Annotated in this window: 14 protein-coding genes and 1 pseudogene; 6 read left to right on the top strand and 9 right to left on the bottom strand. The window is 71.5% G+C overall.

What is annotated here, in order from left to right:
* Nucleotides 1-24: 24 nt before the first annotated feature.
* Together ACQP1V_RS26365 and ACQP1V_RS26360 are read right to left on the bottom strand one after the other, a co-directional pair.
* The gene (locus ACQP1V_RS26365; RefSeq protein WP_433412665.1) at nt 25-1,218 is read right to left on the bottom strand and encodes a cytochrome P450; all 1,194 of its coding nucleotides are present in this window, start codon (nt 1,216-1,218) and stop codon (nt 25-27) included.
* On the bottom strand, nt 1,215-2,483 hold the full coding sequence (locus tag ACQP1V_RS26360; protein WP_433412663.1) for a hypothetical protein: 1,269 nt from the start codon (nt 2,481-2,483) through the stop codon (nt 1,215-1,217). Before ACQP1V_RS26360 ends, ACQP1V_RS26365 begins: the two co-directional genes overlap by 4 nt.
* A 248-nt stretch (nt 2,484-2,731) precedes the next feature.
* Between ACQP1V_RS26360 and ACQP1V_RS26355 the strand changes: the two genes are divergently transcribed.
* Nucleotides 2,732-3,769, top strand: a complete 1,038-nt coding sequence (locus ACQP1V_RS26355) for a methyltransferase (RefSeq protein WP_433412661.1) — start codon at nt 2,732-2,734, stop codon at nt 3,767-3,769.
* A 118-nt stretch (nt 3,770-3,887) separates the two neighbouring features.
* On the opposite strand, the gene ACQP1V_RS26350 is transcribed toward ACQP1V_RS26355, so the two are convergent.
* The 6 genes from ACQP1V_RS26350 to ACQP1V_RS26325 form a co-directional block, all read right to left on the bottom strand.
* Complete coding sequence (locus ACQP1V_RS26350) at nt 3,888-5,501, bottom strand: (2,3-dihydroxybenzoyl)adenylate synthase (protein ID WP_433412659.1); 1,614 nt, start codon at nt 5,499-5,501, stop codon at nt 3,888-3,890.
* A 71-nt stretch (nt 5,502-5,572) separates the two neighbouring features.
* A complete protein-coding gene (locus tag ACQP1V_RS26345; RefSeq protein ID WP_433412657.1) occupies nt 5,573-6,793 on the bottom strand; it encodes a pyridoxal phosphate-dependent aminotransferase in 1,221 nt (406 codons plus the stop codon).
* Nucleotides 6,745-7,497 (bottom strand): SDR family NAD(P)-dependent oxidoreductase, encoded by a 753-nt coding sequence (locus ACQP1V_RS26340; protein ID WP_387411829.1) that lies wholly within the window; start codon nt 7,495-7,497, stop codon nt 6,745-6,747. The genes ACQP1V_RS26345 and ACQP1V_RS26340 overlap by 49 nt, the downstream gene beginning before the upstream one ends.
* Nucleotides 7,498-7,499: 2 nt before the next feature.
* Nucleotides 7,500-10,967, bottom strand: a complete 3,468-nt coding sequence (locus ACQP1V_RS26335) for an amino acid adenylation domain-containing protein (RefSeq protein WP_433412655.1) — start codon at nt 10,965-10,967, stop codon at nt 7,500-7,502.
* Between the two features lie 149 nt (nt 10,968-11,116).
* Nucleotides 11,117-12,367 carry a condensation domain-containing protein gene (locus tag ACQP1V_RS26330; protein WP_387411826.1) on the bottom strand — a complete coding sequence of 417 codons (1,251 nt, stop codon included), beginning with the start codon at nt 12,365-12,367 and terminating at the stop codon, nt 11,117-11,119.
* Nucleotides 12,355-13,521, bottom strand: a complete 1,167-nt coding sequence (locus tag ACQP1V_RS26325) for a cytochrome P450 (protein ID WP_433412653.1) — start codon at nt 13,519-13,521, stop codon at nt 12,355-12,357. Before ACQP1V_RS26325 ends, ACQP1V_RS26330 begins: the two co-directional genes overlap by 13 nt.
* 1,109 nt (nt 13,522-14,630) lie before the next feature.
* On the opposite strand from ACQP1V_RS26325, the gene ACQP1V_RS26320 reads away from it, so the two are divergent.
* The 4 genes from ACQP1V_RS26320 (at nt 14,631) to ACQP1V_RS26305 (ending at nt 19,068) form a co-directional block, all read left to right on the top strand.
* Nucleotides 14,631-15,506 (top strand): ParB/RepB/Spo0J family partition protein, encoded by an 876-nt coding sequence (locus ACQP1V_RS26320; protein WP_387411822.1) that lies wholly within the window; start codon nt 14,631-14,633, stop codon nt 15,504-15,506.
* Nucleotides 15,503-17,296: a non-ribosomal peptide synthetase gene (locus ACQP1V_RS26315; protein WP_433412650.1), complete on the top strand. Its 1,794-nt coding sequence runs from the start codon at nt 15,503-15,505 to the stop codon at nt 17,294-17,296. The genes ACQP1V_RS26320 and ACQP1V_RS26315 overlap by 4 nt, the downstream gene beginning before the upstream one ends.
* A gap of 150 nt (nt 17,297-17,446) precedes the next feature.
* A complete protein-coding gene (locus tag ACQP1V_RS26310; protein ID WP_387411819.1) occupies nt 17,447-18,184 on the top strand; it encodes an ABC transporter permease in 738 nt (245 codons plus the stop codon).
* Between the two features lie 53 nt (nt 18,185-18,237).
* Nucleotides 18,238-19,068 carry a thioesterase family protein gene (locus tag ACQP1V_RS26305; RefSeq protein ID WP_433412648.1) on the top strand — a complete coding sequence of 277 codons (831 nt, stop codon included), beginning with the start codon at nt 18,238-18,240 and terminating at the stop codon, nt 19,066-19,068.
* 46 nt (nt 19,069-19,114) lie between these two features.
* On the opposite strand, the gene ACQP1V_RS26300 is transcribed toward ACQP1V_RS26305, so the two are convergent.
* Complete coding sequence (locus tag ACQP1V_RS26300) at nt 19,115-20,311, bottom strand: RNA-guided endonuclease InsQ/TnpB family protein (RefSeq protein WP_433412646.1); 1,197 nt, start codon at nt 20,309-20,311, stop codon at nt 19,115-19,117.
* Nucleotides 20,312-20,389: 78 nt separating this feature from the next.
* Between ACQP1V_RS26300 and ACQP1V_RS26295 the strand changes: the two are divergent.
* Nucleotides 20,390-20,518: pseudogene (locus tag ACQP1V_RS26295) on the top strand (transposase); the annotation flags it as partial.
* Between the last annotated feature and the right edge of the window lie 184 nt (nt 20,519-20,702).

Here is a 20,702-nt window from a genome sequence, read left to right as displayed (position 1 = left end):
GGGGGTGGCTGCCGCCCGGTCGGGTCAGCGGACGGAGATCCTCAACTGGGTGGGGCCGCGGCGGTTCAGCAGCGTGCTCCAGGTCGGCTCCTCCAGCAGCTCCAGGCGCGGGAAGCGGCGCAGCATCCGGCCGAAGGTGAGCTGGCCGTGCATGCGGGCGAGCGCGGAGCCGAAGCAGGTGTGGATGCCGCGGGCGAACGACAGGTGCTCGTTGGCGCGCTCGCGGCGCACGTCGAGCTCGTCGGCGGTGGGCCCCCACTTGTCCGGGTCGTGGTTGGCCGAGGCGAGGGACATCACGATCGCCGTACCCGCCTCAATGGTGCGGCCGTGCAGCTTGATGTCCTCCAGCGGGTAGCGGCCGGTGATCTGCAGCGGCGCCTCGTAGCGCAGGATCTCCTCGACCGCGTTGCGATCCAGCTCGGGGTCCGCGCGCAGCTCGTCCGCCTGGGCGGGGTGGCGGGCCAGGGCCAGCACCCCGTAGGCCAGGTGGCTGGCGGTCGGCTCCGGCGCGGAGACGTGCAGCAGGATGATGTGGCTGATGAGCTCTTCCTCGTCGAAGCCGTCGGCGGCGCCCAGCAGGTTGGACAGCACGTCGTCGCCGGGGTGGGCGCGCTTGTGGGCGCACACCTCCCGCAGGTAGTCGCGCATCTCGTCGCGGGAGCGGATGATCGCGCGGGTGACTTCCGGGCTGGCTATCGGCTCGGTGAGGTTGACGATGTCGCACGTCCAGGCGTGGACCTGCTCCCGGTCCTGCGGCGGCATCCCGAGGAGTTCGGAGATGGCCAGGAACGGGATCGGGTTCGCCACGTCTGCCAGGAAGTCCGCCTCGCCCTTGTCGGCCAGCAGGTCCAGGTGCTCGTCGATGAGCTGGGCCAGGCGGGGCTGGTAGGCGGTGACGCGCGCCGGGGTGATCCCCTGCGACAGCAGCCGGCGCCACCTGGTGTGCTGCGGCGGGTCGCGGAAGAGGATGACGGCGATGTCGTCGTAGGCCAGGTCCTGCTCCGGGCCCCGCTTGAGGTTGCGGTGGTCGACGCTGAACCGCTCGCGGTCGTGGAGGATGACGTCGATGTCGTCGTGGCGGGTCAGCAGCCATACGCCGTCGGCGGCGGTGATCTGGTGGCAGGGGTCCTTCTCGCGCAGCTCCTTGAAGAAGGGGTAGGGGTTGGCGATGAAGGCCGGGTCGAAGGGGTTGTAGATGACGGGCTGCGGCTGGGTCATCGAGGCTCACCTGTCTTGTCGGCGTCGCGCGGCAGGCCCGCCGCCGCGAGGTCGTCGGCGTAGCGGACGACCTCGCTCCCGGGATGGATCCGGTCCAGCGAGGGGATGAGGTTCTTGGCGATCTCGGCCGTGATCGCCGGGTTGATCTGGAGGATCTGCTGGGTCAGCTCGCGGGCGTAGGCCTTGTCCCCTTCGCGCTGGTGGTAGGCGGCCAGGCCGATGCGGACGAGGATGTTGTCGTGGTTCTCCCGCCTGACCTTCTCCAGGAGCCGCATCGCCTCGTCCCGGCGGCCGGCGCCCAGGTTGATGTAGGCCAGCGCCATCAGCAGCCCGTGTGGCGGGAAGGGGTCCAGGCGCAGCGCCCGGCGGATGGAGCGGCTGGCCTCCAGCCGCTGGTGGCCCATGGTGAGCGCGACGCCGCGCATCGCGTGCGGCCAGGTGATGCACGGGTCGGCCTTGATCGAGCGGTCCTGGTGCTTGACCGCCTCCCGCCAGTTGCCTCGCACGAGCTCCACGACGCCGAGGATGCCGTGGCCGACCCCGGTGTCGGGATCGAGCTCGACGCAGGTGGAGGCCAGCTCCCAGGCGTGGTCGAGGTGGCTGTCGTCCAGGCTCCAGCCCTGGGTGTGCTCCTGGGTGAAGGTCCCGGCGAGCAGGCCGTAGGCGCTGGCGAGGTTCGGGTCGTTGTCGATGGCGCCCTGGAACAGGGCCCGGGCGGCCAGCAGGTCTTCGTGGTGGAGCTGGCGCATGTGGTAGTAGCCGCGCCAGACCGCCTCCACCGAACGGATGCTGGTGGGCGGCTTGGTCATCCGGTCCAGCTCCGCCGACTCCAGCTCGAAGCCGACGGCGCCGAGGATCCGCTCGACGATCTCGAGCTGCACCGCGTGCATGTCGGTGAGCGCGCAGTCGAACGAGGCCGACCACAGGGTGGCGCCCGGGCGAGCCTCGATCAGCTCGGCGCTGATCCCGAGCTGGTCGCCCGTGCGCTCCACGGTGCCCCGCAGAATGTAGCGGACGCCGAGCTCGGTGCCGAGCTTGGTCGGGTCGGGCTTGGTGCCCTTGAGGGAGAAGGCGGTGTCGGCGGAGATGACGAACACCGCGTTGCTGCTGCGCGCGAGGTTGTTCGTCAGGTCCTGGGTCACGCCGTCGGTGAGGTACTCGTCGTCGGCGCTTTCGGTCTCGAACGGCAGCACGACGATGGAGGGGCCGTTGTCCGGCGGGGCCGGGTTCTTCGGCGGCTTGCTGATCCCCAGGGCATCGATCACAAGGCCGCGAAGATATGGGCGGAAGTCCCACCACATTCTGGTCATGAGCTCACCCTCAGTCGTCGGGGAAAGAAGCTCCTCCGCATGGAATTCGCCACTTTAGGGTTATCGCGGCGCCTTGTTTGACCACAACAGCGGTGGAATGCGCGCATGCGCGGTGGGCTCGCGCGTGCGGCTTGCGCGTACGGCTTGCGGCTCTTTGGCGCTTCATATCAGGATCTCCACCAACGGCAGCGGAGGAGATCGAAATGCCCGACGACGTCAGCACGGCTGTTCGACCCCACCTCGACATCGCATCGATACGACGGTTGGCCGACCTGGCCGACTACATCGTGCCGTTCGCGATTCGGGCCGTCTGCACGCTTGGGGTGGCCGATCACCTCGGAGACGGGCCACTGCCCGTCGCCGACCTGGCCCAGCGGTGCGGCGCCGAGCCCAGGGCGCTGCTGCGCGTGCTGCGAGCGCTGGCCGGCAAGGGCATCTTCACCGAGGCGGAGCCGGGCGTGTTCGCCCTGACCCCCCTGGCCCAGCCGCTGCGCAGCGACCACCCGGTCTCGCTGCGCGAGGCCTACCCGCTGCTGCCCGGCGACCTGCAGGCCTGGGCGCACTTCGACTACACCCTGCGCACCGGCCGCTCGTCCTTCGAGCACGTCCTCGGCAAGGGCTACTGGGAATACCTGGCCGAGCACCCCGAGGAGAGCAAGCGCTTCGACGGCTCGCAGGCGGCGGGGACCCGGATGGAGGTGCGCACGGTGATCTCCGCCTACGACTCCTGGTCGAAGCTGAAGACGGTGGTCGACCTCGGCGGCGGCAACGGCATGTTCCTCAACGGCCTGCTGAGCCGGCTGCGCCACCTGCACGGCACCCTGTTCGACCAGCCGCACGTCGTGGACAGCGCGCCCGCCATGCTGCGGGAGGCCGGGTTGGCCGACCGCTGCGACGTCGTGGGCGGCAGCTTCTTCGACGGGGTGCCGGAGGGCGCCGACGCCTACCTGCTCAAGCGGGTGCTGTGGTCCTGGCAGGACGAGCACGCCCACCGGCTGCTGTGCCGGGTGCGCGAGGCCATGCGGCCCGACAGCAGGCTGCTGGTGCACGAGCCGGTCTCCTTCCCCGGCGACACCGACGAGGTCGGCAAGGTCTACGACCTGATCCTGCTGACGATGGGCGGCGGATGCGCCCGCACCGAGGAGGAGCTGCAGGCGCTGTTCGACGGGGCCGGGCTGCGCATCTCCCGGGTGCTCCCGACGCCGATGTTCCCGCTGGTCGAGGTGTTCCCCGCCGACTGACCTGGGCCGGCTGACCTGGGCCGGCTGACCCGACGCCGGCGCGGCCGACCGCAGAACCGAGCCAGACCCGGAGCGGGCCGTAGGGCCCCGCTCCGGGTCTTCGCTTTCCGGGAGAAAGTCAGCCGTTGCCGGCGACGAAGTCGGCCCGCAGCCGCTGCTTGTCGATCTTCCCGACGGTGGTGCGCGGCAGCTCGGCGACGGCCTCGATCCGGTCGGGCAGTTTGTAGGTGGCCACGCCGTGCGCGGTCAGGAACTCCCGCACCTGTGCCGCCGTCGGCATCTCACCGTCGGGGACGGCGAAGACGCACGGCACCTCACCCATCAGCTCGTGCGGCACGCCGACCACGGCCACCTGGCGGATCGCCGGATGCAGCCCCAGCACGTCCTCCAGCTCCGCCGCGACGATCTTCTCGCCGCCCTTGTTGATGACGTCCTTGAGCCGTCCCTCGACGACCATGTTGCCCTCGGCGGTGATCCGTACCAGGTCGCCGGTGCGCAGGAAGCCGTCGGCGGTGAACGCCCTGGCGTTGACGTCGTCGGCCCGGTAGTAGCCGCGGATGGTGTACGGGCCGCGGGTGAGCAGCTCACCGACCTCGCCCGGCGCCACCTCGGCGTCGTTCTCGTCGACCACCTTGAGCTCGTCGGCCGCCGCCAGCGGCCGGCCCTGCGTCCCGATCACGACCTCCTCGGGGTCGTCGAGCCGGGTACAGGTGAGCAGCCCCTCGGCCATCCCGAACCAGTGCGTCAGCCGCGCGCCCATCTCGCTCGCGATGCTGGCGGCCAGGTCCGGCGACAGGTGCGCGCTGCCGACCTGGATGACCAGATCGGACAGGTCGACCTCGAAGAACTCCCTGGCCTCCCGCCACACCTGAACCATCGGCGGCATCAGCGTCGTCAGCGTCACCCGCTCGCTTTCCACCAGGTCGAGGACCACGTCCGGGCTGGGGTTGCGGGGCAGCACGACCTTGCCGCCGACCGCCAGCGTACCCAGCAGCCCCGGGCAGCCCAGCGCCGCGTTGTGCGCGACCGGCAGCGAGGCCAGGTAGCAGCCGTCCGCGCCGGTCGCCGTCGCCTCGGCGGCGGCGTAGAGCTGGTAGGCGTAGTCGTCGTGCGTGCGCGGGATCAGCTTGGGCAGCCCGGTGGTGCCGCCGGACAACAGGAAGAACGCCACATCGGACGGCCGCGGGCCGGGCAGCGGCACCGGCTCGGCCAGGACCTGCTCGAATCCGAGGAACTCGGCGGGCTCGCCGACCACGATGACGTGCCGTACGGAGGAGACCTCCTTCTGCGTCTCGCGCGCCAGCTCCACGTAGGAGAAGCCCTGATACTCATCGGCCACGACCAGAGCGACCGCCTCCGCGTGCCCGGCCAGGTAGCTGATCTCCCGGCGGCGGTGGCCGGGCAGGCCGTAGACCGGGATGGCGCCCAGCCGGTAGCAGCCGATGCTGACGCTCGCGAACGCGGCGATGTTGGGCAACTGGACCACGATCCGGTCGCCGCGCCCGATACCGAGCGCCGCCAGCCCGGCCGCGAACCGGTCGGCCTGCCGGTCGAGCTCGGCGTAGGACCATCGCCTGCCCTGCGGGTCGACGACGGCGGTGCGTTCGCTGCCGCTCCAGGGCCGGAGCAGGTCGCCCAGCACCTGGCCGCGCCAGTAGCCCTCGGCCCGGTAACGCTCGGCGAACTCCGGGGGGCAGCCGGCCACCCCCGGCATCGGCGGCTCAGGTCTCACGTTCGACGCTCCCTTCGGTAACACGTCGGCCCCGTCGCGGGCCGGGCAGGCCGGGTGGCGGGCATCGCGCCTCACCCACCCAGGTAGTCGGTGAGGCGGCGGACGCCTTCGAGCGTGGCCTCGCGCTCGGCGCACAGCGAGATCCGCGCCAGCCGGTCGGCCCCCGGATGACCCTCCGGCAGGAAGCCGCGGCCGGGGGCGATGCCCACGTCGATGTCGGCCAGCGCCCGCTTGCAGAACTGGTAGGTGTCCTTCACGTAGGAGCCCAGGTCGAGCACGGCGTACCAGCCGCCGTCCGGGGTGAGGTGGAGGAGCTTGTCACCCAGCAGGTCCACGACCGCGTCCCTGGTCCGCCGCACGTACGCGTGGTGTTCGGCGAGGTGGGCCGAGGCGCCGAGCGCCGCCAGCCCGGCGTACTGCACCGGGGTGCTGGGCGCCACCAGCGTCGTCTCCTGCACCCGGGTCAGCAGCATGGCGCGCTCGGCGTTCGGCGCGGTGGCGTAGCCGAGGCGGCAGCCGGTCATCGAGTAGCCCTTGGAGAAGGTGTGCACCGAGAAGACCACCCGCTCTTCCGGCGGCAGCTCCAGGTCGAGGTTGGCGATGCGGCACGGCTGCCCGTCGTAGACGAAGTCCTCATACGCCTCGTCGCTGATCACCGGCACCCGGCGGCGTACCGCCCACGCGTGCAGCTCGCGCAGCTCCGCCTCCGACCAGACCCGGCCGGAGGGGTTGCCGGGGGAGTTCACCAGCACCGCGACGGTGCGCTCGCCGGCAGCGGCCTCCAGCGCCTCGGGGACCGAACGGCCCGGCTCGCCGAAGGACGCGAAACACGCCCGCATCCCGGTCATCACCACCTGCTGGTAGTGCATCGGCCAGTGCAGCTCCGGCAGCACCACCTGGCCGCCGTCCACGGCGAGCGACTGCAGGATCGCACTGATGGCCTGGCAGGAGCCCGGCGTGACGAACAGCCGCTCCGGGGGCGGCTGCCCGTTGCCGGCCAGCCGTTCGGCCAGCGCCTGGTGCAGCGTTGCCAGGCCGCGGGCGTCGGTGTAGGCGGTGTGGCCGTCGCGCAGCGCCTTGCAGTAGCCCTCGACGGCCTCCTGCGGCATGCGGATGTACGGCTCGCCCACGTGCAGGGCGATGACCGGCCGGGGGTGCGCGCCGACGAGCTGGTGGATCTCGTGCAGGCACGACAGCGGGATGTCCCTGCTGCGCTCCCTGCCGGCCGGGGAACCGGCGCCGGTCAGCACGAGCGTCCCCCGTCCACCACGAGCAGCGTGCCGGTCATCCACGACGCGTCCGGGCCGAGCAGCATCCGGATCCAGGGAACCACGTCCTGCGGTGTTCCCATCCTTCCCAGCGGGGTGGTGCGGATCATTTCCTCTCTCAACCTCCTGGTCGCGTCCTCGTCCAGGCCGAGGTCCTGGTACATCTCGGTGTCGATGGCTCCCGGCAGCACGGCGTTGACCCGGATGTCGGGCGCCAGCTCCCGCGCGAGCGAGCGGGTCAGGTGGTGCAGCGCCGCCTTCGTGGCGCCGTAGAACGACCGGCCGGGCACGGCCAGCAGCCCGCCGATGGAGCCCACGTTGACGACCGTGCCGCGGCTGCGGCGCAGCAGCGGCGCCGCGTGCCTGATCAGCGCGGCGGGCCCGGCCACGTTGGTCTGGAACAGCCGGGTGAAGACGTCGGGGTCGGTCGGCTCCAGCGCGCCGAAGGTGGCCACGGCCGCGTTGTTGACGAGCATGTCGAGCCCGCCGAACTGCTCGCTCGCCGCGGCGACGACGCGGGCGGCCGAGCCGGGCTCGGCCAGGTCGGCCGGCACCGTCAGGACCTGCTCCGGGCCGGCTCCGGCCGCCACGCACTCCTCACGGGCGGCCAGCAGCAGGTGCGCGCGCCGCCCCACGAGCACCAGGGAGGTCTTGTCCGCGGCCAGGCTGACGGCCAGGCAGCGGCCCAGGCCGCTGCCCGCGCCAGTAACGACGGCGACCGGTGCCACGTTCAGATCCCGCCCTCTTCGTAGTCCGCCGCCGTCTCCCGCTCCGCGTCGATCGCCGCCGCCAGCTCGGCGACGCTGGGGGCGGAGAACAGCTGCCTGAGCGTGACCGCCACGCCCAGCCCGGTGCGGACCGCCTCCTGCATCCTGGTCGCCTGCAGGCTGTCGCCGCCCAGCCCGAAGAAGGAGTCGCGGCGCCCGACCTCGGCCACCTGGAGGATCTCGGCCCAGATCGCCGCCAGCGCCTGCTCGGTCGGCCCGGCGGGCGGCTCCGGGCGCGGCATGGCGGCGGGCGTGCGCTCCAGCAGCGCGGCCAGGCGCCGCCGGTCGACCTTGCCGGTGCCGGTGAGCGGCAGCTCAGCCAGCGTGAGGATCTCGTCCGGGACCATGTAGGGGGGCAGCTCGTCGGCCAGCGCCCGCTTGGCCGCCGCGACCACCTCGCCGTCGGTCCCCCCGTCCGCGCGCACGAGCGCCGCGGCGATCCTGCGCTGCGCCGAGCCGACCACCAGCGCGACCGCCTTGTCCACGTACGGCAGGCGCCCCAGGGCCGCTTCGATCTCGCCCAGCTCGATCCGGTGCCCGCCGATCTTCACCTGGGTGTCCGAACGGCCAAGGAACTCCACCATCCCGCCGGGCAGGTAGCGGGCCCGGTCCCCGGTGCGGTACCAGCGCTCGCCGCCGTCGTGGACGAACGCCGCCGCGCTCGCCTCCGGCGCGTTGCGGTAGGCCCTGGCCAGCCCGGAACCGCCGATCCACAACTCGCCCGGCGCCCAGTCCGGCCGGTCACGGCCGTGCCCGTCCACGACACGGAAGCGCTGGGCGCGCAGCGGGTAACCGTAGGGCACCGCCGTCCACTCCGGCCTGGCCTGCTCCACCTCCAGCAGGTTCGACCAGATCGCCGCCTCGGTGGCACCGCCCAGCGCCGCGAAGCGGGCATCGGGGCGCAGCCGCCGTACCCGGCCCGGAAGGTCGACGCCGACCCAGTCGCCGGAGACCATGACGACGCGTGGCAGCTCCGCCGGGCCGGACAGGCCGCCGCCGACCAGGAGCATGTCCAGCAGCGCCGGCACGGAGTTCCACACCGTCACCCCGTGCCGCCGCACCAGCCGTCCCCAGCTCCGCGCCTCCTTGCGGTCCAGCTCATCGACCAGGACCACGGCGCCGCCCGCCGACAGCGGCCCGAAGATGTCGTAGACCGACAGGTCGAAGTCCAGCGCCGACAGGGCCAGGACACGGTCCCGCTCGCCGATGCCGAAGTGCTCGTTGACCGCCGCGACGGTGTTCATCGCCGCCTCGTGGGTGATCTCCACGCCCTTCGGCTCGCCCGTGGAACCCGAGGTGAAGATCACATAGGCGAGGCCGTCCTCGGTGGGCCGGACACCGTTGCGCAGGACCGGCCGGTAGCGGGCGAGCTGCTGGATGTCGAACACCGGCAGCTCGCCCGGCCAGCCGAGCCGTACGATCTCGTCGCCGACGCAGACCACGCCCTCGACCCCCGCGGTCCGGTACATCCGCTCCCGCCGCGCGGGAGGCTGGTCGATCCCGACCGGCACGTAGGCCGCTCCGGCGGCCAGCACACCCAGGACCGCGGCGATCTGCCAGGGGCCCTTGGCCGTGGTCACGGCGACCGTGTCGCCGGGGGAGACCCCCACCGCGTGCAGGCCGGCGGCGATGCGCTTGGCCCGGTCGGCCAGCTCGCCGTAGCTGAGCTCACCCGACTCGCCCCACAGCAGGGCCGTGCGGTCCGGATCGCGGGAGGCCCGGTCGAAGAAGCGCTGGTGGAGCCGGCCCAGTCGGCGGGGGGCGCCGGTGTCGTTGACGCGGGCACGCACCGCCGCCTGGCCGCTCGGCAGCGGGATCGCCAGCGGCCGGTGCCAGGAGCCGGCGTCGGTGAGCGAGGTCAGCGCCTCCTCGTACGCGCCGGTCAGCGCATCGATCAGGCCGTCGGGGAACACGCCGTCGGCGACGTCCCAGTTGATCAGCAGGTCGCCGTCGCCGCTCTCGATCACCTGCTGGTCCAGCCACACCTGCGGCGTCTCGGAGGAGGTCCACACCGGCGTGCCGAAGCACTCGCGCACCTGCGGGCCGAACAGTTCGCCCATGCCGATGACGCTGGTGAACACCACCGGGGCGCGCAGCCAGTCGCCCGGCGCCTCGCGCGCCAGGTCGCGCAGCACCTCCACGCCCGAGTAGTCGGCGTGGGTGAGATCGGAGCGGAGCTGTGCCTGCAGGCCGCGGGCACGCTCGGCGAAGCTCGCCGGCTGGGAGGCGTCGACGCTGAGCAACGTGATGTTGGTGAAGTCGCCGACGATCAGCGAGACGTCCTCGTGCAGGTCACGGCGGCCGAAGGTGGGCAGGTTCAGCAGGAAGCGGGGCTCGGCGCTCCAGCGGGCCAGCACCTCGGCGTAGACGGCGCAGAACACCACCGGCAGCGTCAGCGCCTCCGCCTGGGCGCAGGCGGTGATCCGCGCCACCTGCGCGGCGGAGAGCCGCTGGTAGTAGCGGGTGACGCCGCGGTGCTCGCGCAGCCCGGCGCCCTCGGCGAGCGGGAGCTGCGGCGGCCCCGGCAGCTCGGCGAGCCTGCCGCGCCAGTAGTCCCTGGCCGCCGCCGCTGCCTCGGCGTCCTCCAGGTCTCGCTGGTCGGCGAGATACTGCGCGAAGGAGTAGCCCAGCGGCGCCCGCCCGGCACCGGGGTCGCGGTAGAGCGCGGCCAGGTCGGCCAGCAGGACCTGGTAGCTCTGCGCGTCGGCCACCAGCATCGAGATGCTGACGTGCAGCCGGGTGCGGCCCCCGTCCAGCAGCGACAGCGCCACGTCGAAGACGTCGCCGCGCTCGGTGTCGAAGCGGCGGTGCGACAGCCGCGTCCGCAGCTCGGCCAGTTCCTCCTGCGCGACGCCGCCCCGCAGGTCGTGCACCGTCAGCCCCGGCCACGGGCTGACCGGCAGCACCTGCTGGGCGCCGTTGGGCGTGAAGCGGGCGCGGAGCATGCCGTGGCGGGCCAGCAGCGCGTGCACCGCGGCCTCCAGCCGCTCCGGTTCGATGTCCGCGCCGTCGAACTCGGCGTAGAAGTGGGCGCTCACACCGCCCAGCGGTTGCCCGTCCTGGCTGCCGATCCAGTACGCCTGCTGCATCGGGGCCAGCGCGTGCTCGCCGCTGTCATCGACCGGCGCGCGCCGGGGCGGCGGCGCCGCGGGGGCGGGCCGGGGCCGGGCGTCGGCCAGCAGCGCGAGCCAGCGGGCCAGCGTCGGTTCCTCCACCAGGTCCTCGAAGGTGGCCCGCACGCCCGCGCGGCGCAAGAGGTTGGCCACCCGCATCAGGGCGATGGATTCCAGGCCGAGCGCGAGCAGGTCCTGCTGGTCGTCGAGGTCGGCCGCGCCGATCCCCAGCATCCCGGCCACGGCCTCCCGCAGGTCGGCCGGTCCGAGCACGCGGTTGGGAGCGGCGCGGCCGGAGGCCGGCTTGGTCGTGCTCATCGAGTTGTCCCTCCGTGGGCGGGGAGGCGGGAAGGCAGGAAGGCGGGAAGGCAGGAACACCACGTCCTGGCGATGAGACACCGATGCAGGTCACGGCAACAACCGGGCTCTACTCGCCCGGTCAACTGTGTACCATCCCCATTTGGGCATCATCTGGACGTGACCGCCTTGGCCGTTGCTATGTAGTCGCCGACCAGCCGTTTCGCCAGGTCGTCTTCGAGACGGGCGCGGTTGTAGCACAACACGATCCGCTGCCCGCCGTACTGCGGATAGATCTGGAACTCGCATTCGAACCGGCTGGCGAGCTGGTCGACCACGACGATCTCGGCCTGCGTCCCGGCCACGCGCAGCCCTCCCGGCAGCTCGGGCACGACCTGGAACATCACGTCGTCCGGGCGGCGGCCCGGCTCGGTGAGCGTGTCGCCGCGCAGGAGCTGGTAGGGCAGCCGCTGGTGGACGAAGGCGCCCATGGCCGTGGCATGGGTACGGCGCAGCACCTCGCCGAAGTCGTCGCCGTCGCCGATCCGGGTGCGCAGCACCGCCATGTTCGCCAGCAGCCCGACGGTGTCGCGCAGCTCGACGCGGGTCCTGTTGGCCAGGAACGAGGCGACGGCCAGGTCCTCGTCGCCGGTGTGGTCGCGCAGGACCAGGTAGTAGATGGCCAGCAGGGCCGAGGCGAGGGTGGTACGCCGGGCGCGGGCGGTCTGCTCCAGGGCGGTGACGGTGGCCGCGTCCAGGGCGCCGGTGACGGTGGCACTGATCCATGTGCCGGGCGCCGCCTCCCGCAGCGGCAGCCGCGGCACCCGGGCGCCGGCCAGGTGGTCGCTCCAGTAGGCGCGGTCGGCGCGCATGTCGGGGCCGGCCAGCCAGTCCTCCTGCCAGCGGCAGAACCGCGGGTACTGCCAGCCCACGCGGGGCAGCGGCGGGCCGCCGCCGGTGAGCGACTGCAGGTCGCGCACGATCAGCCCGCACGAGCCGCCGTCGGTCACCGCGTGGTTCAGGTTGACGCACAGGGCGTGGTCGTCGTCGGCGAGCCGGAACAGGGTGGTGCGGGCCGGCCACCGCCCGGCGTCCACCGGCCGGCGCACCTCCTCGGCGATCGCCTCGCGCAGGGCCTGGCCGGGGTCGTCAGAGGTGAGGTCGCGGCGCTCCGCCTTCACCGGCCCGGGCTCGTGCACGAGCTGGGTCAGCCGGGCGCCGCGGCCGGTGAAGGTCGTGCGCAGGCTCTCGTGCCGGGCGGTCAGCGCCGACAGTCCCTCCTCCAGCCGCTCCTCGTCCAACCGGCCGCGCAGACGCAGCACGATCGGGCAGTTCGCGGCGCCCTGCTCGCCGCGGAACCGCTCCAGCACCCACAACAGGCGCTGGGCCACCGAGGCGGGGAGTTGCCTCACCTCGGCCATACCGTCACCGGCTGGGCGGTGAAGCCGCGCAGGACCAGGCTGTTCCTGCGCTCGGGCCGTCCGTTGGGCTCGATGCCGCCGGTCGCCCTGATCAGCGACTGCAGCGCGATGACCAGTTCCGTCTTGGCCAGCCCCGCGCCCAGGCAGCGGTGGTGGCCGTAGCCGAAGGCGAGGTGCGGGTTCGGGGCGCGGGCGGGGTCGAAGGCGTCCGCGCCGGGGAAGGCGTCCTCATCGCGGTTGGCGGAGCCGAACAGCACCAGCAGCCGCGCGCCCGTGGGCAGCGCCACCCCGCCCAGTTCGTCTTCGGCCACGGTGGCGCGCCACAGCCCCTGCACGGAGGTGTCGTAGCGCAGCGCCTCCTCCACCACCGCCTCCGCCAGGTCCGGCTCCTCCCACAGGCGTTTCTTCAGCTCGGGGTGGCGGAACAGGATGTCGATGAGGTTGGTGAACAGGTTGGCCGTCGTCTCGATCCCCGCGACCAGCAGGAAGGCGCAGAAGGCCAGCACCTCGTGGGGGGACAGCCCGGCGGCGTCGGTGGCGGCCACCACGCTGAGCAGGTCCTCGCCCGGCTCCAGCTTGCGGCGGCGGATCTCGGAGTAGAAGTAACGGAACATGTCGTAGCCGCGGCCGAGCTGGAAATCGGCGGCGCCGATCATGTCGAGGTCGTCGGTGATGACCGCGGCCCACTCCATGAACTCCTCGCGCACCTGCGTGGACACGCCCAGCAGTTCCGCGAGCACCAGCACCGGGAGCGGGCCCGCCAGGTCGCGGTAGAGGTCGGCGGTGCCGCGCTCGGCGTTGGCCAGCAGCCCGGCCACCAGCCCGTCGGCGATCTCCTCGATCTTGGGGGCCAGCTTGGCGACCGCCGAGCGGGAGAAGGGCGCGAGCACCGCGCGGCGCAGCCTGGAGTGCTCCGGCGGGTCGGTCGCGATCAGCACCCTGACGCCGGGGGCGCCGATCCGGTAGTCCACCGAGCGGGGGGAGGGCAGGCGGGGCACCGCGCCCATGCCCAGCCGCGAGGAGAAGCGCTCGGGGGAGCTCAGCACCTCCACGACGTCGGCGTGCCTGGTCACGAGCCACAGGTCGTGCTCCGGCAGATGGCAGACGGGGGCCTGTTCCCGCAACAGCCGGTACCCCGGGTACGGGTCCGCCACCGTCGATGGATCATCGGGGTTGAAAGGACACAAAGGCGGGGATTGCGCTGCCAGCTGGGGCACCTCCATGCCGCCCCAGCATGTCGGGTCGTGCCCGGCTAGTCGAGGGCCGGAACTTCTCCCTCCCGTGCCGCGTCCCGACCGTGCCGGGCAGGGCGGCGGGTGGCCGCGAGGGCACCTCGCGTGGGACTCTCCTGCGGTGTGCGGTGCCGGCGCGGCGGGTTCCAGCCGGGTGGTACGGCGCCGCCGGCCGGGCGGGCTGTTGTCAGGTTCTGCCAGTCCTCTGTCAGGTTCTGCCAGCCCTTGCCCCGCCCGCTCCATTTGGGGTTTGCGTGATCCTGAGTGGCATTGCACGGCATTGTGTGAGATTGCGTGGCATTGCGGCGAATCGTGATGTCTCGTCACTCGACTCGGCCTCATCGGCACGAAACCCGATTGGCCATCTTGAAATCCGAGCGGGCCTTGCGTGCGGGCGTCCCGGATTTACGCGCGATCGTCGGTATCGAAACAAGTCTTCCGGTCGCCCTCCGTCTCAATATGCGAGAAAATCTCCCGATGGCCTCGGGGGGAATTCCTTCATGGTGAGCGAGTCTGGTTCCTAAGCCGCGATGAAATCGCCTTTGATAACCATCACAGATCGCCCTTGACAAACTGTCGGCGACGACGTATTTGACTGCCTATCCAGTCGGGACATGGTCGTTTCCCCTGGTCAGCGCGTTCTGAGGGAGATCGGTGGGAGGATTCGCGGCAACTATCAGGTGAACGGAAATCGTTTACTCGGCGGCATTCGGTAAGACGGGCTGTCGTGGCCTATATGCCATTCGTCGCTAATATCTTGACGAACCTGGCGGGTGTGAGATGCTCGCCGTGCTCGGGGTGATTGTGGCCACTGAGGCGCATCTCCCTCGCGCTGACCCGTAGTGAACGCCAGGTGTACAACACATTCTGCTTTGAATCAGGGGGAGAGGGTGGCAGGACCTGACAAGCTCGACCGTACCGACCCTATGCTCGTTACAGTCCACCTGCCGACGCCGTCATCTGGTCACCATGTAAGCCTGCCGATCGAGAGCGTGCTGCCGGCCGACTCTCCGCGGCTTCACGGTGAAGATGTGGAGCATATTTACTCACTCGCGGAGGTGGACGACCTACCGCCGATCATCGTCCACCGCACCACGATGCGCGTCATCGACGGCATGCACCGGCTCAAGGCCGCGATGCTGCGCGGCGATGACACGATCCAGGCCATCCTCCACGACTGCGACGACGCCGGCGCCTTCGTGATGGCGGTCAAGTCCAACATCCAGCACGGCCTGCCGTTGTCCCTGGCCGACCGCAAAGCCGCAGCGGCGCGGATCGTCCGGCTCTACCCCCGCTGGTCCGACCGCGCCATCGCCGAGGCGGCCGGACTGTCGGCCAAGACCGTGGGGGCCATCCGCCGTGACACCCCCGGCACCGCCGCCGAGGTACGCGAACGGGTCGGCCGGGACGGGCGGGTCCGCCCGCTCAACACCGTCGACGGCCGCCGCTACGCCAGCGAGCTGATCGCCCTCTACCCCGACTCCTCCTCGCGGGAGATCGCGCGCAAGGCCGGCATCTCCCCGAGCACCGTCCGCGACGTGCGCGACCGGCTGAACAGGGGGGATGACCCCGTGCCCGCGCGCCGCCGCCCCGGCAACCCCGACGACCGGCTCACCCCCGAGCACAAGCTCCAAGAGCGGATCAAGAGCCTGCAGTCCTTCGACTGCCGCACCGACATCCTGCAGAAGCTCAGCAAGGACCCCGCGGTCCGCCTGACCGACAAGGGGCGCGCCATGCTGCGCTGGCTCAGCTCCCAGTGCCAGCAAACGGAGAGGGGGGAGGAGTTCCTGACCGACAACGCCCCCGAACACTGCTCGGAGCTCATCGCCGACCTCGCCTGCTCCTTCGCCGCCGCCTGGCTCAGCATCGCCGGCGAGATGCGCAGCCGAAGCCAGACGCAGTCATGAGGGCCGACCCACCGCGACAGTACGCGCAGACCACCGCCGCGGCCCTGTTCGAGCAGTGCGTGCACCGCTACCCGGCCCACCCGGCCGTGGAGGACGGCGGCGTCTCGCTGACCTACCGCGAGCTCGACGCCCGCGCCAACCGGCTGGCCCGGCGGCTGGTCGCCGAGGGCGTCGGCGCCGAAGACCTCGTCGCCATCGCGCTTGGGCGCTCGCTGGACTGCGTCATCGCGCTGCTGGCCGTACTCAAGTCCGGCGCCGCCTACCTGCCGCTGGACCTGACCTACCCCCGCGAACGCCTCGCGTTCATGATCCGCGACGCGCGGCCGGCGCTGGCCGTCACCACCGCCGAGGGCAGCCGGCTCCTGCGCGAGGCCGCCGGCGAGATCACCAGCCTCGAACTCGACCGCCCGCAGACCGCGGCGAGCCTGGCCGAGCTGAGCGGCGACAGCCTCACCGATGCCGAGCGGGCCACGCCCGCGCGGCCCGCCCACGCGATGTACGTGATCTACACCTCCGGCTCCACCGGCACCCCCAAGGGCGTCGTCGTCACCGGCCGCGGCGTGGCCGCGCTGGCCGGCACCCAGCGCCGCACGCTGCGGGTCGGGCCGGGCAGCAGGGTCCTGCAGTGGGCCTCGATCAGCTTCGACGCGGCCTTCTGGGACTACTCCGCCGCCCTGTTCTCCGGCGGCACGCTGGTGCTCGCCCCCACCCAGGGCGACCGATCCGTCCCCGACTCGCGGTTGCACGACCTGCTGCGCGAGGGCGGGATCACCCACGCCACCCTCCCGCCCGCGGTGCTGGCCGCCCTCGACGACTCCGTGCTTCCCGGCGCGACCATCGTCTCCACCGGCGACTCCTGCACCGAGGCGATCGCCAAACGCTGGTCGCGCGGGCGCCGCCTGCTCAACGGCTACGGCCCCACCGAGACGACCGTCGGCGCCACCATCAGCGAGCCGTACGACGGAGCCGGAGTCCCGATCGGCAGGCCGTTCACCGACACCGTCGTCCACCTGCTCGACGACGACCTGCGCCCGGTCGGCGACGGTGAGATCGGCGAGATCCACGTCGGCGGCCCCGGTGTCGCCCGCGGCTACCTGCGCCGGCCCGCCCTCACCGCGCAGCGGTTCATCCCCAGCCCCTTCGAGCCCGGCGAACGGCTCTACCGCACCGGCGATCTGGCCTCCGTCGCCGAGGACGGGCAGCTCATGTTCCACGGGCGCGCCGACGACCAGGTCAAGATCCGCGGCTTCCGGGTCGAGCCGGGCGAGGTCGAGTCGGTCCTGGCCCGCCACGCCGACGTACGGCAGGCCGTCGTGGTCGCCAGGGACGACGAGCACCTGGGCAAGCACCTGGTCGCCTACGTCGTCGCCGACAGCTTCGACCCCCAGCGGTTACGCGCGTATCTGGCCGGCAAGGTGCCCGACTACCTGGCGCCCGCCGCGATCGTGGAGATACCGGCCATCCCGCTGACCCCCAACGGGAAGATCGACCGCAACGCCCTGCCCGAGCCCCCACGCCACTCCGCCGCGCCGGAGCCCGCCCCGCCTGAGCTGTCGGAGCACGAGCGCTACCTGGCCGCCGTCGTCGCGGAACTGCTCGGCGTCGACCAGGTCGGGCCCGCCGATGACTTCTTCGCCCTCGGCGGCCACTCGCTGCTCGCCGGCCGGCTGATCGGCCGGATCAGGAAGGACCTCGGCCTGCGGCTGCCGCTGCGCGAACTTTACCGAGCCAGCCGGATCGCCGACATCGCCGCCAGCCTCGGCGAAGCCGAACCCGACCGGCGCGTCTGACTGAGGGCATTCCTCACTCGCGCGCCCCGCCGCCGCTGTTGTGCGCGGTTGTGCTCCACCGGGGCCAGCGGCCATGGTGGAGCAGCCCGGCTGTACGACAGGCGCATTCACGACCCCGCGAGAACTCAAGAGCCGGCCGTTGAGGAGATCATGAAATCGCGAGCGCTCACGATCGCGCGCCACGAGGCGCGCCTCATGCGAACCCAGCCCTGGATCGTGGTGATCCTCATCGTCATCCCCGGCCTGCTGCTGGCGTTCTTCGCCAACGGCATCGTCGGCGGCGCGGCGCGGGCGGTCCCCGGCGTCGCCGCGCTGTTCGGCTTCTTCGGGCTGTCGGCCATCGGCCTCGCCTTCTTCCGCGACCACGGCTGGATGACCTGGGACCGGCTGCGCGTCAGCCGGGCCCGGCCGATCGCCGTCATCTTCGGCAAGCTCACGCCGCTCGCGATGGTGTTCCTGGCCCAGTACCTCCTGCTGTTCCCGCTGAGCTGGGCGGCGTTCGGGCTGCAGATCCGCGGCAGCGTCCTCGGCGTCGCCCTGGTCTCCGTCGCCCTGGTCTCCGTCGAGCTCGGCATCGGCCTGCTGCTGGCCGTGGTCTGCACCAGCATCGCCCAGCTCAACACCCTGGTGAGCGTCGGCGCGCTGCTGCTGGTCGGCGGCGCGGGCGCGCTGGCGCCCATCGAGACCTTCCCCGGCTGGCTCCAGGCCATCGCCCCCGTCTCCCCGGTCTACTGGTCCTTCAAGGGCTTCTACGCCGCGATCGGCGAAGGCGGCAGCCTGAACGACGTCCTCGGCCCCATCGCCGTCCTGTTCGGGATGGCCGCCGTCTGCTTCGTGCTGTCGGGCGTCTTCTACAAGCATGAGCAGCGCAAGACCTTCTTCGCCTGAACCCCACGGGCCGGACCCGACACCCGGCCGACCTCCACCGGGAAGGACAGCAGATGGGAAACCTCGCCGACGACACCATCGTCAAAGGGGCCGACGGCCACTATGAGGCTGTCCTGTCCGGCGAGTGGGATTTCTGGGGCCCCAACGGCGGCTACGTCGCGGCCCTCGGGCTGCGCGCCGTCCAGGCCCACAGCACGCAGCCGCGGCTTGCCTCGATGTCCACCCACTTCCTGTCCACCGCCAGGCACGGCCACGTCGACATCGAGGTCACCACGCTGCGCGCCACCCAGCGGGCCGAGTCCATCCGGGTCCGGATGACCCAGGAAGACCGGCCCATCTGCGAGACGCTGGTCTGGATGGTGGCCACCGACCTGGCCGGCGTCACCCACGACCACGTGCGCCGCCCCGACCTGCCGGGCCACGAGCAGCTCCTGTCGATCATCGACCTGATGGGCCCCGGCATCGAGCCGCCCATGCCGATCTTCCACAACATCGAGTGGAAGCCCTTCGAGTGGCAGCACCCCGGCGGGACCGACCAGGCCGCCGCCGAAGCCCGCTGGTCGGCCTGGTGGCGCTTCCTGCCCCAGGCGACCTTCGAGGACCCCTTCGTCGACGCCGCCCGCGCCGTCATCCTCCTCGACCTCAACACCTGGGCCGCGGGCAGCAAGGGGCGCCCGTACGAGATGAGCTACTTCGCGCCGACCATCGACCTGTCCATCCAGTTCCACCAGGCGCAGCCCGACTCCGAATGGCTGCTGGTCGACGGCATGGCCGACTTCGCCAAGGACGGCCTGGTCTCGGGGCAGAGCCGGCTGTGGAGCTCGACGGGCACGCTGATCGCCTCCGGCTTCAGCAGCCTGCTGTGCAAGGAGATCCGGGCTTGACGCGCTCCCCGGCCTGAAGGCCGAGGATTCAGCCCGTGCCGCGCGCTCACGCGGCACCTCTGCGGCTACCTGTTTCATCGGGCTGTGCCACCTGGTGGGGTGGTCTTACCTGCCCTCCACACGCGTTTAGCCTGTCCGCCCGTCCGGCGGCCAGGATGTTCTTCGCGGCGTTCACGTCCCGGTCATGGGCCGCCCCACACGGGCAGGTCCATGACCGGATGTTCAACGGCATCGTGGCGGCGACGGTCCCGCACTGTGAGCACAGCTTCGAGGAGGGGAACCACCGGTTGATCCGGTGGAAGGTCCGCCCGTACAGGCGGGCCTTGTACTCCAGCATGGTCACGAACTGCGACCAGCCCGCGTCGTGCACGCTCTTGGCCAACCGGGTACGCGCCAGCCCCGCCACGGCCAGGTCCTCCACGTAGATCGCTTGGTTGTCGCGGATCAGTCGTGTGGAGAGCTGGTGGTGGAACTCACGGCGCGCATCAGTGACCTTCGCGTGCTGGCGGGCAACCGCCTGCCGGGCCTTGGCCCGGTTGTTCGACCCTTTCTCCTTGCGGGACAGCTCCCGCTGAAGCTTCTTGAGTTTCTTCTCCGCCCGGCGCAGGAACCGCGGGGCGTCGATCTTCCGCCCGTCCGACAGGGTGGCGAAGGCGGACAGGCCCAGGTCGATCCCGGCTTCCGGTTCGACCGGCGGCAGGGGTTGCTCGGCGACCTCGACCACGAACGAGGCGAAGTACCGTCCCGCGCTGTCTTTGGTCACCGTGACCGACGACGGCTGGGTGGGCAGGGATCGGGACCAGCGCACATCGACGTCGCCGATCTTCGGCAGGCGCAGTTTCCCGCCCGCGGTGATGGAGAAGCGGGCGTTCTTCGTGAAGCGGATCGCCTGCCGGTTGTCCCTCTTGGACCGGAAGCGGGGCGGGGCCACTTTCGGTCCCTTCCGCTTGCCGGTGACCGAGGCGAAGAAGTTCCGGTAGGCGGTGTTCAGGTCTGCGAGCGCCTGCTGTAACACCACGGCTGAGACATCGCCCAGCCAGGCGCGCTGCGGGGTCGTCTTCGCCTCGGTGATGACCCACTTGGACAGGTCACTGTCGCAGATGTATGACAACCCGGCGTCGTGGGCTTCCTGTCGTGCGCGCAGCCCGTCGTTGAACACCACCCGCGCGCACCCAAACGCCCGTGCCAGCACGGCACGCTGGCCCGGCGTCGGGTAGAGGCGAACGTTGTACCTGAGCTGCACGCCGCGATCGTACCGTTGGGTTTATGGCCGAGTATGGAGATATCAGAACTGGCAGGCACTGCGTTTTCGTCCTGCATGCCCGAGCTGGCCCGGCACTACTACCGGGCGAACAAGCTATGGTCGGGCTCCTACTTCGCCGGAAGCATGGGCGGAGCACCGATCAGTGCCCTGCGCCAGTACATCGAGCAGCAAGACCGCCCCGTCTGATCCGCCAAAGCGCCGATCCGCCTTGACGGCGAATCGGCTTTTCCTGCCCCGCTACGCGGGAGAGTCCGCTTCTACTCCGGCCTGAAGGCCGGAGCACTGGAGACGGATCCGGTAGCCGCAGCCGGAGTGCGGAGGGCGTGGTCAGGAGAACGGTGGCGTGGCCGAGAGGTGACGCGCGGGCCGT

It is taken from the genome of Microtetraspora malaysiensis, assembly GCF_050947145.1.
GTDB lineage: Bacteria > Actinomycetota > Actinomycetes > Streptosporangiales > Streptosporangiaceae > Microtetraspora_A > Microtetraspora_A malaysiensis.
Note: the sequence above shows the minus strand (reverse complement) of the source record. Positions and strands in the feature narration are given on the sequence as shown.

Excerpts from the sequence above, each read along its gene's own strand:
- ACQP1V_RS26365 (WP_433412665.1), bottom strand. The coding sequence starts at position 1,218 with ATGACCCAGCCGCAGCCCGTCATCTACAACCCCTTCGACCCGGCCTTC.
- ACQP1V_RS26355 (WP_433412661.1), top strand. The coding sequence starts at position 2,732 with ATGCCCGACGACGTCAGCACGGCTGTTCGACCCCACCTCGACATCGCA.
- ACQP1V_RS26335 (WP_433412655.1), bottom strand. The coding sequence starts at position 10,967 with ATGAGCACGACCAAGCCGGCCTCCGGCCGCGCCGCTCCCAACCGCGTG.
- ACQP1V_RS26330 (WP_387411826.1), bottom strand. The coding sequence starts at position 12,367 with ATGGCCGAGGTGAGGCAACTCCCCGCCTCGGTGGCCCAGCGCCTGTTG.
- ACQP1V_RS26315 (WP_433412650.1), top strand. The coding sequence starts at position 15,503 with ATGAGGGCCGACCCACCGCGACAGTACGCGCAGACCACCGCCGCGGCC.
- ACQP1V_RS26310 (WP_387411819.1), top strand. The coding sequence starts at position 17,447 with ATGAAATCGCGAGCGCTCACGATCGCGCGCCACGAGGCGCGCCTCATG.
- ACQP1V_RS26305 (WP_433412648.1), top strand. The coding sequence starts at position 18,238 with ATGGGAAACCTCGCCGACGACACCATCGTCAAAGGGGCCGACGGCCAC.